The organism is Nocardia terpenica (assembly GCF_013186535.1).
Taxonomy (GTDB): domain Bacteria; phylum Actinomycetota; class Actinomycetes; order Mycobacteriales; family Mycobacteriaceae; genus Nocardia; species Nocardia terpenica.
In genome coordinates, this window is record NZ_JABMCZ010000001.1 from 1,525,801 (window position 1) to 1,540,364 (window position 14,564).

The 14,564-nt window shown below is 70.5% G+C and carries 13 protein-coding genes; 5 read left to right on the forward strand and 8 right to left on the reverse strand.

Annotated features, from left to right (window positions below; translation table 11 throughout):
• The first annotated feature begins 118 nt into the window (after window positions 1-118).
• Window positions 119-949: an alpha/beta fold hydrolase gene (locus HPY32_RS07195; protein WP_067592213.1), complete on the forward strand. Its 831-nt coding sequence runs from the start codon at window positions 119-121 to the stop codon at window positions 947-949.
• Here HPY32_RS07195 and HPY32_RS07200 read toward each other — a convergent pair whose 3' ends face one another.
• Together HPY32_RS07200 and pabB are read right to left on the reverse strand one after the other, a co-directional pair.
• The gene (locus tag HPY32_RS07200; protein ID WP_231951809.1) at window positions 950-2,584 is read right to left on the reverse strand and encodes a TerD family protein; all 1,635 of its coding nucleotides are present in this window, start codon (window positions 2,582-2,584) and stop codon (window positions 950-952) included. It lies immediately after the preceding gene.
• Window positions 2,581-4,740 carry an aminodeoxychorismate synthase component I gene (gene pabB, locus HPY32_RS07205; protein ID WP_373686605.1) on the reverse strand — a complete coding sequence of 720 codons (2,160 nt, stop codon included), beginning with the start codon at window positions 4,738-4,740 and terminating at the stop codon, window positions 2,581-2,583. The genes HPY32_RS07200 and pabB overlap by 4 nt, the downstream gene beginning before the upstream one ends.
• 123 nt (window positions 4,741-4,863) lie before the next feature.
• On the opposite strand from pabB, the gene HPY32_RS07210 reads away from it, so the two are divergent.
• Both HPY32_RS07210 and HPY32_RS07215 read left to right on the forward strand, forming a co-directional pair.
• A complete protein-coding gene (locus HPY32_RS07210; RefSeq protein WP_067596132.1) occupies window positions 4,864-5,919 on the forward strand; it encodes a phosphotransferase family protein in 1,056 nt (351 codons plus the stop codon).
• Window positions 5,920-5,993: 74 nt separating this feature from the next.
• Complete coding sequence (locus HPY32_RS07215) at window positions 5,994-6,569, forward strand: DinB family protein (protein WP_067592210.1); 576 nt, start codon at window positions 5,994-5,996, stop codon at window positions 6,567-6,569.
• Window positions 6,570-6,902: 333 nt separating this feature from the next.
• Here HPY32_RS07215 and HPY32_RS07220 read toward each other — a convergent pair whose 3' ends face one another.
• On the reverse strand, window positions 6,903-8,087 hold the full coding sequence (locus HPY32_RS07220; RefSeq protein ID WP_067596131.1) for a serine hydrolase domain-containing protein: 1,185 nt from the start codon (window positions 8,085-8,087) through the stop codon (window positions 6,903-6,905).
• 59 nt (window positions 8,088-8,146) lie between these two features.
• Here HPY32_RS07220 and HPY32_RS07225 point away from each other — a divergent pair, with 59 nt between their 5' ends.
• On the forward strand, window positions 8,147-8,977 hold the full coding sequence (locus HPY32_RS07225; RefSeq protein WP_067592207.1) for a serine hydrolase domain-containing protein: 831 nt from the start codon (window positions 8,147-8,149) through the stop codon (window positions 8,975-8,977).
• 94 nt (window positions 8,978-9,071) lie between these two features.
• Window positions 9,072-9,605 (forward strand): DUF3145 domain-containing protein, encoded by a 534-nt coding sequence (locus HPY32_RS07230; protein WP_067592204.1) that lies wholly within the window; start codon window positions 9,072-9,074, stop codon window positions 9,603-9,605.
• A gap of 173 nt (window positions 9,606-9,778) precedes the next feature.
• Here HPY32_RS07230 and HPY32_RS07235 read toward each other — a convergent pair whose 3' ends face one another.
• The 5 genes from HPY32_RS07235 to HPY32_RS07255 all read right to left on the reverse strand — a co-directional run bounded on the left by HPY32_RS07235 (window position 9,779) and on the right by HPY32_RS07255 (window position 14,500).
• Complete coding sequence (locus HPY32_RS07235; protein WP_082871646.1) at window positions 9,779-10,240, reverse strand: hypothetical protein; 462 nt, start codon at window positions 10,238-10,240, stop codon at window positions 9,779-9,781.
• Window positions 10,241-10,348: 108 nt separating this feature from the next.
• Window positions 10,349-11,779 (reverse strand): acyl-CoA carboxylase subunit beta, encoded by a 1,431-nt coding sequence (locus HPY32_RS07240; protein ID WP_067592201.1) that lies wholly within the window; start codon window positions 11,777-11,779, stop codon window positions 10,349-10,351.
• Between the two features lie 127 nt (window positions 11,780-11,906).
• Window positions 11,907-13,157 (reverse strand): KasA/KasB family beta-ketoacyl-ACP synthase, encoded by a 1,251-nt coding sequence (locus HPY32_RS07245; protein WP_067592198.1) that lies wholly within the window; start codon window positions 13,155-13,157, stop codon window positions 11,907-11,909.
• Window positions 13,158-13,169: 12 nt separating this feature from the next.
• Entirely contained in the window at window positions 13,170-13,472 is a 303-nt protein-coding gene (acpM, locus tag HPY32_RS07250; protein ID WP_067592195.1) for a meromycolate extension acyl carrier protein AcpM, read from the reverse strand.
• Window positions 13,473-13,585: 113 nt separating this feature from the next.
• Window positions 13,586-14,500, reverse strand: coding sequence for an ACP S-malonyltransferase (locus HPY32_RS07255; RefSeq protein WP_067592192.1), 915 nt, complete (start codon window positions 14,498-14,500; stop codon window positions 13,586-13,588).
• Window positions 14,501-14,564: the final 64 nt, after the last annotated feature.

Genomic DNA, 14,564 nt, shown 5'->3' on the forward strand with positions numbered 1-14,564 from the left:
GTAACGCACGGTCACGGTTAGTATCGATTAGGTCCGCCGTGCGAGGGTATGTCGCTGCTGACACCCATCAGGGTGGACAGGCAAGTGCCACACCGCTACTCAACGAGGAGAGCGCCCGATGCCGGTGTTCGACTTCGACGGCATACCCGTTGCCTACGACCACGCCGGCGTGGGGGACCCGATCGTCTTCCTGCACAATATCGGCGGCGATCGCAGTATCTGGCTGCCCCAGTTCCGGGCCCTGCAGAGCACGAACACCGTGTACGCGGTGGATCTGATCGGCTACGGCGAGTCCGGCATTCCCGACTCCGGGTACACCGTCGACACTTATCTGCGCCTGGTCTCCGCGTTCGTCGACGCCCACGGGCTGCGCGACCTGACGCTGGTCGGCCACTGCTTCGGCAGCGCGCTGTCGCTGCTGTATGCCCGCCGCAATCCGCAGCGGGTGCGCGCGCTGGTGCTGAGCAGCCCGCTGACCGCCGCCACGCTGCGCCCCACCCCGACCGGGTGGAGCGCCCGCGCGGTCCGGCACCTGCGGCTGGACCCGCTGACCGCCGCCGTCCGGCTGCCCGGCACGGTCGCCGGATGGCTGGTCCGCGAACAGCTCGGCGCGCGCGGCCGCGACATGGCCCCGCACCCCTTCGCCGGGCTGCGCAGCCGCTGGGCCGAGCCGCGCCGCCTGCTGCCCGCCGCCGCCATCGCGCGCGACCTGCACCGCCTGGGCGAACTCGACACCTTCCGCCCCGGCCCCGCCTTCCCACCCATCACGACCATCTGGGGCACCGACAACCGCATCCTCTCGCCCGCCGCAGGCGCCCGCCTGAACACCACCCTCAACCCCACCCAAGCCATCACCGTCGAGGGCGCGGGACACCTTGTCATGCTGGAGGACCCCGAAACCGTCACCGCCGCCATCCGCTCCGCGACCAGCTCGGCCCTGGCCAGCTGATCAAATCCGGGTGCCCTTGGTCCGATTACACGACCGGCACAGGATCTGTAGGTTCGCGGCGCTGGTGGCGCCGCCGCGGCTGAGCGGGATGATGTGGTCGAACTCCAGGTAGTGGGTGGCCCCGCACTCCACGCACCGGCCGCCGTCGCGCTGCCACACCTGCGCCTTGATCTCCGGCGGGATCGAGCGGCGGTCGCGGCGGCCCGGGGCCAGCGCCAGCCGCTTGGCCACCCGCAGCGCGCCCTCCAGCGTTGCGGCCACCGCATCGGGGTCGGCGACCTCGAATACGGCCCCGCCCCGGGCCGCGGTCGCCGCGATCTCGACCACACCGCCGGCGGCGGTCACGGAAACGATGCGCGCCCACGGCGTTTCGATGCCCGCCTCGGCGCCGACGAAGCGCAGCTTCTTGTTCGAGCAGACGAGCCGGCCCTCGGTGGCCCGGGGGCCGCGCGCCAGCTGCCGGATCCGGACGGCCGGAACATCCAGGTGCACGGTCTCTTCCGGATCCAGGTGCAGCCCGGGGGCGCGCACGACCGGCAATTCGCCCGCCCGCAGCCGGGACAGGGTGTGGCCGCGGCGCATTCGGCGGCGCAGGTCCTCCACCAGCGGGCCGGACAGCGCCAGCGCCGCGACGGTGCCCTCGAATTCGTCGAGCTCGGCGGTGGTGATCTCGCCGTCCGCGCCCGCGAAGGCGGCCAGCCGCTCCACGTACGCCTGCCCCGGGCCGTGCAGCGCGGCCCGCCCGGCGTCGGCGTCGATGCGGCGATAGCGCAGCGCCGTCCACACCTCGTCCCAGGCGGCGCCGTGCGCCCCGGCGGTGGTGAGCACCCGCCAGGCGCGGGCCCGCCAGCCGGTCAGGTACTCCTCGATCTCGGCGGTGCAGGACCGGCAGGGGCCCGGGGAGCCCAGCACCCGCCAGCCCCGGCGGCGGCCGCAGCGATTACAGATCCGGGAATCCGATTGCACCCGTGGTGTTTTCGCCTCGGTCCACGCGGTGCCGTCCCACCAGCGCAGCATCGACGCGTCCGCCGGATCGGGATGCCAGTCCGGGCGCTCCGGATTCGCCGGGGCCGTGGGCTTCTCCGGTGCGGGGTCGGGAACGGCCGTGCGGTGCAGCGAGATTCGCGATCGCGCCGATCCGACCGCAACCCCGTAGTCGGCGAACAGCTCGGCCAGTTCGGCCCGCCCGCGATCATTCCCGCGCACCCACCACCAGCGCCCGTCTCGTCGGCGGAACTCGCCGAACACCATCGCGCGCACCGCCTCCGGCGCGTCGACATCGCCGCGGGCCACCAGCCCCTCGGCGTCCAGCACGCTCACCGTCGGATCGGCGACCGCGTCCAGGAAGCCCTTCTCGACCGACCCGGTCACCAGGATGCGCTGCACCTCCGCCTCGGTGCGCGGCAGCGACACCGACAGCCGCGCCGTGCGCGGTGCGGGCTCCTGATCCAGCGTCACCGCCTGCGACGGATGCCGGGGCGCGTTGAAGAACACCGCGTCGCGCCCCGACCGCACCCGCCCGGACCCGTCCAGCAGCAGGGCGTGCGCATCCACCGCGTGCCCGGACCGCCACGAAACCAGCACGGTCAGAAGTGAAGTCGGCAGCGGCGTCGCGTCGTCGTCGGTGTTCGTCACAGTGATCGAACTATGCCAGGCGCCCCCGACACCGACGGGCGCGCGACCGCGACGACGGCGCGCAGGGCGGCGGCGGCCTTCAGGACCATTTCGTGGTACTCGGACTCGGCGTCGGAATCGAGGACCACGGCGCCGCCCGCGCCGATGCGCCACCGGCCGTCGTGGCGCACGGCGGTGCGGATGACGATATTGAGCTCCGCGGTGCCGCCGAGGCCGAGGAAGCCGATGGCGCCGGAGTAGATTCCGCGCGCCTCGGTCTCCAGGGTGTCGATGATCTCCATGGTGCGCAGCTTGGGCGCACCCGTCATGGAGCCGCCGGGGAAACAGGCGCGCACACAGTCGAGGACGCCGACGTCGGGCCGCAGTCGGCCGCGCACGGTCGTCACCAGCTGGTGCATGGTCGTATACGTCTCGGCCGCCATGAGTTTCGGCACGTGCACGCTGCCGACCTCGCACACCCGGCCGAGATCGTTGCGCAGCAGGTCGACGATCATCAGGTTCTCGGCGCGCGTCTTGGGGTCGAGTTCCAGTGCGCGGCGCAGGTTCTCGTCGGCGGCGGGGGTCGCGCCGCGCGGCGCGGTGCCCTTGATCGGCTTGCTCTCCACCGTGCGGGTGCGATCCACCTTCAGGAACCGCTCGGGCGAGGAGCACGCGACCTCCAGGTCGCCGAAGCGCAGGAACGCGGCCTGCGGGGCCGGATTGCTCCGGCGCAGAACGCGATACACCGCCAGGCCGGGGCAGTCCGCCGCGACCGTCGTCGCGTCGGTGAGGTTCACCTCGTAGGTCTGCCCGGCCCGCAGTTGGGCGTCGATCTCGGCGATATCGGCGAGGTAGCGGTCGCGGCCCCGGGTGAGTCCGGCGGCCACGGCCGCCTCGTCCGCGGGCAGCGCCAGCTGCTCCGGCCGCGACCGATCCGGCAGGTCGGCGAGCGTCGATCGCGTGGCGTCGAGCCAAGTACGCGCCGCGGCAAGGGATTCCGGCTCCGCGAGGGCGAGCAGATGGGTGCGGTCCGCAACGTGGTCGACCACGATCAGCCGATCCGCGAACACCCACTGCGCATCCGGCGTCGCCGCGCGATGCCCGGGCGCGGCCCCGCAGTCGGCCTTCACCTCGTAGCCCAGGTAACCCACATAGCCGCCGACGAAATCGAAAGGCACGGAGGGGAACTCGATCCGCCGCCGCTCCAGCTCCCCGGCCAGGTAGTCGAGCACGGTGCCCGCGACCCGGCGCCCGCCCGCCGCCGAATCGACGGTCACGAACCCGTCGCCCACCCGGTAGCGCACCACCTCGGCGAGCGGCCCGGCGGCATCGCCCAGGTACGAGAACCGATCCAGCCCCGGCTCGGCGTGCGCGCTGTCGAGCCAGAACGCCGTCGCCGAGTCCCGGAACATCCGCACGAACACCGCTTCGGTATCCACCGCCCGCTCGACCACCTCGTGCAGGACGGTCAGGGTCCTCGGCTCCGCGGCGGAAGACGTTGCGGGCTGGGTGATCTCCCGTGGCGCCTCCGGAAGATGGTTGTCCCGCAGCATCTCCCGCCGGACCGCGTGCTCCCGCGTCAGCCGGGCGAAGTTGCGCAGCAGCGCGGCGCCGTACTCGCTCGAGATCGACTCGGGGTGGAACTGGACGCCCCACTGCGGCCGATGCCGGTGGCGGACGCCCATGATCACGCCGTCGGGGGCGGTGGCGGTGAGGGCGAGATCGTCGGGAAGCGGGTGGGCGGCGCACAGGGAGTGGTAGCGCACCGCGAGGAAGTCCCGCGGTATCCCGGCGAACAGATCGCAGTCGTCGTGGGTGATCCGATCCGGATAACCGTGTCGCGGGTGCGGCGCCGCGACCACCGCGCCGCCCGCCGCGAGCACGATGCCCTGATGCCCCAGGCACACCCCCAGCAGCGGCAGCTCGGCCCGCTCGATCAGCTCCCGCGAGATACCGAAATCGCGGGCGCTGTCCGGCCTGCCGGGACCGGGGGAGATCACGATGTTGTCGAACCGGTCCAGCCCCAGCTGCGCGGGATCGGTGACCGCGTCGTTGCGCACCACCACCGGCTCGACCCCGTTCACCTCGGCGATCAGCTGGAAGAGGTTGTAGGTGAAGGAGTCGTAGTTGTCGACCAGCAGGGTGCGCAGGGGCCGCCGGGTGGGATCAGAGGTCACAGGCGTGCGGGGACCGGATCGTGCGCATGCCCACTACCGTAACCGGTCCCGGACAAGCGCCCACTCGGCACATTGATGGCATATGCCAGCAGTTGCCGGGATGTTCTGGTGCACAATGTGGGAATGTCTGTGGTGCAACCGGCCGAGGTGGAGCGCGACGTCGTCGATTTCGCGATCGTCGGGCCGTGGATGGATGAGCAGGGTTTACCGGGCGGCGAGTTCGAGAAGGTGACTCCGCTCGGCGGCGGCACCCAGAACATCATGCTGCGATTCACCCGCGGCGGCCGCGACTACGTGCTGCGCCGCGGCCCGAAACACCTGCGCGCCAAGAGCAACGAGGTCATCCGGCGCGAGGCGCGGCTGCTCGGCGCGCTGGCCGGGACCGGAGTGCGCGCCCCCGGCGTGATCGCCGCCTGCCCCGACGAGTCGGTGCTCGGCGCGGTGTTCTATCTGATGGAGCCGATCGACGGCTTCAATCCGCAGAACGAACTGCCCGCCCTGCACGCCGGTGATCCGGAGATCCGGCGGCACATGGGCCTGTCCGCGGTGGAGGCCATCGCCCGGCTCGGGTCGCTGGACTACCGGCGGCTCGGGCTGTCCGACTACGGCAAGCCGGACGGCTTCCTGGAACGGCAGGTGCCGCGCTGGCTCGCCGAACTGGACTCCTACACGGCCAACGAGGGCTATCCGGGCCCGGAGATCCCCGGCGTGCAGCGCGTCGGCGACTGGCTGGACCGGCACCGCCCCGCGCGGTGGACGCCCGGCATCCTGCACGGCGACTGCCACCTGGCCAACATGATGTTCCGCTACGACGGCCCGCAGGTGGCCGCCATGGTGGACTGGGAGATGTCGACCATCGGCGACCCGCTGCTGGACCTGGGCTGGCAGATCGCGACCCGCCCCGAACCCGGCACCACCGGCGCCGCGCTGGTCGGCAAGCTCGGCGAGGTGGGCGGGCTGCCCACGCCGGAGGAGATGGTCGCTCACTACGGCGAATTCTCCGCCCTCGATCTGAGCCACGTCACCTGGTACACGGTCCTGGCCTGCTTCAAGCTCGGCATCGTGCTGGAGGGCACGCACGCCCGCGCCTTCGCGGGCAAGGCCCCCAAGCAGGTCGGCGACTTCCTGCACGCCATCACCCTGGAGCTGTTCGAACGGGCGCACCGGCTGATGGAGTGACGACCGGCCGGATCTCATCGTTGACTGGCAGGATATATATAGAGAATTATTTCCCGCCACTCTACGGTGGGCTCATGCCGATCGTCCGTGATGTCAAGGACTGGACGTGGGTCCTCGAAAAGCGCTGTCCCGACTGTGGATTCGATGGGATCGCCGTCGAGTACGAGGCGGTGCCGGGGCTGGTGCGCGATGCCGCGGCCCGCTTCACCGGTGTGCTGGTGCGCTCGGATGTGGCGGTGCGGCCGGATGATTCGACGTGGTCGGCGCTGGAGTACGCCGCGCACGTCCGCGACGTGTGCCGGATCATGACCCACCGCCTCGCCGTCATTCGCGCGGGCGGCGCGGTCCCCGGGCCCGAGATCCCCCGCTACGACACCACGGTGCGTGTCGACGGGGAGCTGCCGGTCTTCGCCGACTGGGACCAGGACGCCACCGCCGTCGCCGCCGACTACCGCGCGCAGCAACCCGCCGCCGTCGCCGCCGAGCTGGCCGCCGCCGCCGAAACCGTCTCCCGCGCTTTCGAATCCGTCCCGCCCCCCGACCGCCCCCGCACCGCCCGCCGCAGCAACGGCTCGGTGTTCACCATCGACTCCCTGTCCCGCTACTTCCTCCACGACCTCCACCACCACCTCCACGACGTGCACGCCTAGTGCCCCATTCCTGATTCCGGCGTGCTTTTGGCCGGAATCCAGCGAGGCCCCGGCCAAAAGCACGCCGGGACCATGAGGGAGCACGCCGGGACCATGAGGAGAACATGCCGGGACCGTGAGGGGAGCACGTCGGGACCGTGAGGGGAGCACGTCGGGACCGTGAGGGGAGCACGTCGGGACCGTGAGGGGAGCACGTCGGGGCCATGAGGGGAGTACGCCGGGACCGCGAGGGGAGCACGCCGGGACCGCGAGGGGAGTACGCCGGGGCCATGAGGGGAGTACGCCGGGACCGCGAGGGGAGCACGCCGGGACCACGAAGGGAGGGGATAGTAGCTAGAGGCAGCGGAGGAGGGACTCGCGGAGGGTGCGGGTGCGGGCGTCGTCGAGGACGGCGACGCCGAGGCGGTTCATGACGTAGCCGAAGCCGAGACCGGCGGTGGGATCGGCGAAACCCATCGACCCGCCCAGGCCGGTGGTGCCGTAGGCGCGCTTGTCGGAGCCGAAACGGAAAGCGCCGCAGGACTTCCGGAAGCCGAGGTGATATCGGCTGCGGGTGAACAGGATCAGATCGTCGGCGGGGACCTCGTGGGGGGTGTCCGCGGCGGCGATCCGGTCCAGCAGCGCGGCGTCGATGGGCAGCGCCCCGGCGACCGCGGCCCCGTAGACACGGGCCAGCGCGCGGGCGGTCCCGACGCCGCCCGAGGCGGGCAGCTCCAGCCGCAGGAGCTCGCGCCGGGCCGCCCGCGCCGCCGCGCCCAGCCGCGGATTGCTCAGCGCGCGATAGGTCAGCCCCCGCCGGGTGTACAGCTGGGCGGCGATGCGCACCGGCACATTCCGCTCGTACCGGACGATATCGAGCCCGCGGGTGTCCGACAGGGTGGCGACCCGCTCCATCGGCACATCCTCGGGCAGGCCGATGTGGAAATCCACTCCCAGCGGCCCGGCGAACTCCTCGGCGAAGATCCGGCCCAGCGTCCGCCCGCCCGGATCGACGCGGCGGATCAGCTCGCCCTGATACAGCCCCGCGGTGATCGGATGGTAGCCGTGCCGGGTTCCCGGCCGCCACAACGGTTTCTGCGCCGCCAGGATCGCCGCCACCCGCTCCCGGTCGTCGAGCTCGCGCAGCCGCACCACCCGATCCAGTATCGGCAGCCCGGCCTGATGGTCGAGCAACTGCCGCACGGTGACGGATTCCTTGCCGTGCGAGCCGAATTCGGGCCAGTACCGGGCCACCGGCCGCTCGTAGTCCAGCAGCCCGCGCGACACCGCGGCCGCGATCACGAACGCCGCCATGCCCTTCGTGGACGAGAACACCGGCGCCATGGTGTCGCGCTCCCACGGCAGCGTCCGCTCCCGATCGCGATGCCCGGCCCACAGATCCACCAGCGGCCGGTCCCCGGCGTACACCGCTACGGCCGCGCCGATCTCGCCGTGCCGGGAGAAGTTGCGGCGGAACGCATCGGCGACGGGCCCGAAACCCGGCGCGACCTCACCGTGGATCGTGGGAACATCGCTCATGATCCGTCGATGGTAACCGGGATCGCGCGCCACCGGCCCGACACCGTAGGCTCGACGCCGTGCGAGCACTGGAGCAGATTCGACAGTGGCCCGTTCGGCATGCGGCGGCGGGGGTTGTCGGGCCGCAGGGACCGGCCACCGAGGGCGACGCGGAGCGGGTCTTCGCGCTCGCCTCGGTCACCAAACCGCTTGTGGCCTACGCGGTTCTGATCGCCGTCGAGGAGGGCGCGATCGAACTGGACCAACCCGCGGGCCCACCCGGTTCCACGGTCCGGCACCTGCTCGCGCACACCTCCGGCCTCGCCTTCGATACCACCGTGATCATGAGCGAGCCGGGCGCCCGGCGCATCTACTCCAGCGCGGGTTTCGAGGTGCTCGCGCAATTCGTCGCCGACCAGACCGGTATCGCATTCCCGGATTACCTGCACGAGGCCGTCTTCGAGCCGCTCGGGATGAAATCGTCGGTGCTGCACGGCTCGGCCGGGCACGGCGCGCGCTCCTCGCTGACCGACATGCTGCAATTCGCCGCCGAGTTGCTGAATCCCACGCTCGTCACCGTGGAAACCCTCGCCGAGGCGACGGCCGTGCAATTCCCGGGCACCAACGGCGTCCTGCCCGGCTACGGCTCGCAGCGCCCCAACGACTGGGGTCTGGGCTTCGAGATCCGGGACCGGAAAACTCCGCATTGGACCGGGGCCGCCAATTCCCCCCGAACCTATGGCCATTTCGGCCAGTCGGGCACATTTCTGTGGGCCGACCCGCAGCTCGGGCTGGCGTGTGTGGCGCTCAGCGACGAGAATTTCGGCGACTGGGCACGCGCGGTCTGGCCTGGTTTCAGCGACGCGGTGATCGGGGAAATCCTCGGATCGAGCGACACGGCCCCGAAGTAACACACGTAACTTCGGGCACTCCAGTAAACTCAGGCAACGCCAGCTCGTCCGGGTCGTTGGGGAAGACGTCCCACGTCGACGCTGGAGGTTACTGGTGCGCGCATCGAATCAGTTCGCGGATGCGACGTCGGGAGTGGTGTATATCCACTCCTCGCCCGCCGCGCTGTGCCCGCACATCGAATGGACCCTGTCCTCGACGCTGAAATCACCGGCCCAACTGCGCTGGACCGCACAGCCCGCCGCGCCCGGACAGTTACGGGCCACCACCGACTGGGTCGGCCCGGTCGGCACCGGATCCAAGCTCGCCACCGCATTACGCGCCTGGCCGGTGCTGCGTTTCGAGGTCACCGAGGACCCCAGCGAGGGCGTCGACGGCGAGCGCTACAGCTTCGTGCCCGGCCTCGGCCTGTGGCGCGGCACCACCGGCGCCAACGGCGACGTGATGATCGGCGAGATGCGCCTGCGCGCCCTCGTCGCCGCGGCCCGCGAACGCGGCCGCCACACCACCGCCGAGATCACCGCCGAACTCGACCGCGCCCTGGGCACCGCCTGGGACGACGACCTCGAGCCCTACCGCTGGGGCGGCGAAGGCGCCGAAGTCACCTGGCTCCGCCGCGACGTCGGCTGACCCGCCCCGACCGTCTCGGCCCGCCGCCCTCGTCATCCCGGCGCACCATCTCCCGTGGTCCCGGCGCACCATCTCCCGTGGTCCCGGCACGCCATCTCCCGTGGTCCCGGCACGCCACCTCTCATGGTCCCGGCACGCCATTTCTAATGATCCCGGCACGCTTTTGGCCGGGATCACAGTGCCTGCCCCGCATGAGACAGTGTGCGGCGCAACCATTCCGGCGTGTGCTCCCGGGCGCGGGGGAAATATTCGAAATCCAGGGCGAGGCCGGAGGCGTCCAGCGGGGGGTCGAATACCGGCTCGCTGTCGTAGTCGTAGTCGATGGAGAACTGGCCGGGGGCGACAATCACGATGCGGGCGCTGTACCAGGTGCCGATGCGGTCTCGGTACATGCCGTTGCGCAGGTCGTCCAGGCGCGTCTCGGCCGCGGGCGGGATCCCGTCCGGCACCGTGCGGCTGCCGCCGGGCAGCACGAATTCCAGCCTGGACGTGGACAATCCGACGGTGGTGGTGAACCACGCGTGGATCTCCTGCCAGGCGGCGGGCGCGGCGGCGATGAGAACCCGGCACACCTGCCGGACCAGATCGTCGCGCCGATGCGGCGGCAGCGGAACGCGCGAGCGGTAGTCGGTCATCCGCACATCGTCACCCGGGGAGTCCTGCGGAGCAGGACACAGCTTTCTGGGGCAGCAGAATCGGGTGGCCTCCGCGGAGACCACCCGATGTCGTTGCCGCCGAACCGATTACAGCGGGATGTTCTTGTTGTGGCTGGGTTTGGCCGGTGCGGCGGCGAGGGCGGCGGCGATGGTGGAGCGGGTCTTGGCGGGGTCGATGACCTCGTCGACGACGCCGATGGACAGTGCGCGGCCCACGCCGCCGGCGATGGCTTCGTGTTCGGCGGTCAGGCGTTCGATCAGGGCCTCGCGCTCGGGTTCGGGGGTGGCGGCGATGGCCTTCTTGTGCAGGATGCCGACCGCGGCCTTGGCGCCCATGACGGCGACCTCGGAGCCCGGCCATGCGTACACCGCGGTCGCGCCGAGCGAGCGGGCGTTCATGGCGATGTAGGCGCCGCCGTAGATCTTGCGGGTCACCAGGGTCACCCGGGGCACGCGGGCCTCGGCGAAGGCGTGCAGCAGTTTCGCGCCGCGGCGTACCACGCCCTCCCATTCCATGCCGACGCCGGGCAGGTAGCCGGGCACGTCGGTGACGACCACCATCGGGATGCCGAAGGAGTTGCACAGGCGCACGAAACGTGCTGCTTTCTCGGCGCTTTCGCTGGTGAGGCAGCCGCCCAGGCGGAGCGGGTTGTTGGCGAGCACGCCGACGGTGCGGCCGCCGAGCCGGCCCAGGCCGGTGACGATGCTGCGCGCGTAGCCGCCCTGTAGTTCCTCGAACGAGGATTCGCCGTCCACGTTGTCGAGCAGTTCGTGCACGAGCGGCTTCACGTCGTAGGCGCGTTTGGCCGATTCCGGTAGCAGGGCCTTGAGGTCGACATCGCCGTGTTCGGCGGCGACCAGGTCGAATTCGCCCTGCTCGGCGAACATCGAGACCAGCTTGCGGGCGCGGTTCATGGCGTCGCCCTCGTCGTCGGCGACCACGTGGCACACGCCGGATTTCTTGCCGTGGGTGACCGGTCCGCCCAGGGTGGCCATGTCGACGTTCTCGCCGGTGACCGAGCGGACCACGTCCGGTCCGGTCACGAAGACGCGGCCCTCGGGGGCCATGATGACGATATCGGTCAGCGCCGGTCCGTAGGCGGCGCCGCCCGCGGCGAACCCGACGACCACCGAGATCTGCGGGACCAGCCCGGACGCGCGGACCATGGCCTCGAAGACCAGGCCGACCGCGTGCAGGGCCTCCACGCCCTCGGCCAGGCGCGCGCCGCCGGAGTGCCAGATGCCGACCACGGGAATCGCGGAGTCGATCGCGGTATCGATCGCGTCGACGATGTGCTTGCAGCCCTCCACGCCCATGGCGCCGCCCATCACGGTGGCGTCGGAGCAGTAGGCGACGGTGCGCACGCCGTCGACCTCGCCGATGGCGGCCAGCACGCCGGACTTGTCGCGAGGATGAAGCGGCAGAACGGTTCCGGGATCGAAGAAGCGCTGCAACCGTCCCAGCGGATCACGGGGATCGGTCGCGGCATCCGCCTGGGCGGGGGCCATGATGGTCATCGCGTAATCTCCTCGAGGGGATGTGGAGTCGCTGACGCGGCTGCGAAAGTCGAAATCCCGGTGGGGTTTTCGGGGGCGAGAACGCTCTGCGGAAAACCCCACCGGGATTGCGGTGTGTGACCGGGTATCAGTACCGGCCGAAGGTGAGCGCCACGTTGTGCCCACCGAAACCGAACGAGTTGTTGATCGCGTACTCGATGTCCTGGCGGCGGGCCTCGCCGTGCACGACGTCGAGATCGATCTCCGGGTCCTGGTTCTCCAGGTTCAGCGTCGGCGGCACGATGCCGTCGCGGATGCTGAGCACGGTGAGCACCGACTCGAGGGCGCCGACGGCGCCGATCGAGTGGCCCAGGGCGGACTTCGGCGCGTACACCGAGGCGTGGTTGCCGACGGCCAGGTTGATCGCGTTCGCCTCGGCGGTGTCGCCGATCGGCGTCGCGGTCGCGTGCGCGTTGACGTGCGTGATGTCCTGCTTGCTCAGGCCCGCGGTCTGCATGGCCCGGGTCATCGCCCGGGCGGCGCCCTTGCCGTCGGGGGCGGGAGCGACCAGGTGGAACCCGTCGGAGGTGATGCCCGCGCCCATCAGGCGAGCGTGGATGGTGGCCCCGCGCGCCTTGGCGTGCTCCTCGGTCTCGACGACCATGAGCGCACCCGCCTCACCGAAGACGAATCCGTCGCGGCTGGAGTCGAACGGACGCGAGGCGCCCTTCGGGTCGTCGTTGCGGGTGCTCATCGCCCGCATCATGGAGAACGCCGCGATCGGCACCGCGTCGATGTAGCCCTCGACACCGCCGGTGACGACGATGTCGGCGTCGCCCATGACGATCATCCGCCACGCGTTGGCGATGGCCTCCGAGCCCGACGAACAGGCGGAAACCGGCGTGACCACTCCCGCGCGGGCCTGCAACTCCAGACCGACGACGGCGGACGGGCCGTTCGGCATGACCATCTGAACCGCCAGCGGCGAAATCTTGCGATAGCCACCGTTCTTCAGCTTGTCGACCGAGTCGATCAGCGCGTCGCCGCCGCCGAGGCCGGTGCCGATCGCCACGCCGAGCCGCTCAGGGTCGACCTCGGGACTGCCGGCGTTTTTCCACACCTCGCGACCGAGCACGGTCGCCAGCTGCTCGACGTACGCCATGCGACGGCATTCGACCCGGGTGAGCAGGGTCTCAGGACGAACCTTCAGGTGACCGCCGATGCGGACCGGAAGGTCGTATTCCTCGACGAAGGAGTCCTCGAGCGTCTCGATACCGCTCTCGCCGTTGAGGAGCCCCTTCCACGTCGCATCGACATCACCCGCGATCGACGTGGTCGCCGCCAGGCTAGTTACGACGACGTTGGGGAAGTTCCCGTTCAAGGTGGAAGGAGTGGTCACGGTATCGGCCCTTTACTCGGCGTGCCCGAACTTGGCCTTCAGCTCCTCGGCCGCTTCGGCGTTCTCGGCCTCGAGCTTCTGGATGTAGCCGACGGCGTCACCGACGGTCTTCAGGCTGGCCAGATCCTCGTCGGGGATCTTGACGCCGTACTTGTCCTCGGTCTGGACGGCGATCTCGACCATCGACAGCGAGTCGATGTCCAGGTCGTCGACGAAGGACTTCTCGAGGGTCACCTCGGAAGGCTCGATACCGGTCACCTCTTCGATGATCTTGCCAAGCTCTTCGACGATCTGTTCCTGGGTCAACGCGGCCACTTGGTGGCTCCCTTCTTGATAATCTCGGGGGTCCGATTCATTTTGTCGGTTCGACACGGGCAAACGTTTCGCCCATTCGTTCGCGGTCGCGACGCTGCGAACCGCGAGGAAAGCTAGCCGGTTGCCGAAAGATCGGCCAATCCGGGGATGCCCTCGGGGGTCTTCAACGCCAGATTCGGGGTGCCCTTGAGCTCCCGCTTGGCGATGCCGACCAGGGTGCCGGCGGGTGGCAGCTCGGCCACTCCGGAAACCCCTGCCGCGCGGACGGTCTCGGTGCACAGATCCCACCGGACGGGCCGGGTCACCTGTGCTGCGAGCTTGTCGATGGCATCCTTGCCCGACGCGACCGGCCGACCGTCGTAGTTCGACAGTAGGGTCCGAGTCGGTTCGCCGGGAGTGATCCGCGTGATGGCATCCGTCACAGCATCCTGCGCGGGGGCCATATACGCGGTGTGGAACGCACCGGCGACGGGCAGGGCCCGAATCCGCGCCTTCTCAGGCGGATTCGCGGCCAGTTCCGCCAACGCATCGAGCCGGCCCGCCGCCACGATCTGCCCCGCCGCGTTGCGGTTGGCGGGCACGAGATCGAGCTCGTCGAGCCGAGCGAGCACGGTGGCCTCCTCGCCACCGAGCACGGCGGACATGCCGGTCGGCTCCAGCGCGCACGCCTTGGCCATCTCCGCACCGCGGAGGGCGGCCAGCCGCACCGCGTCGTCGGGGGAGATAACCCCGGCCACGGCGGCGGCGGCGAGCTCGCCGACCGAATGTCCGGCGACGATCGTATCCGCGGGAAGCACATCCCGCGGGATCTCCGCGTAGGCGAGCAGCGCCGCGGCGACCACGAGCGGCTGGGTGACCGCCGTATCGGTGATCTCCTCCGCGGTCGCGGTGGTGCCGAGTCGCAGCAGGTCCAGGCCGGCGGCCTTGGACCAGATTTCGAGGCGGTCGCGCGCGCCGGGAAGATCGAGCCAAGGCGCGAGCATGCCGGGTGTCTGAGAGCCCTGTCCAGGGGCGAACAACGCGATCACGCCTCTAAGAGAACACCGTGATGCCCTCCGGCGGAGATGTCGACGCGAATGAAGCTTGCGGACA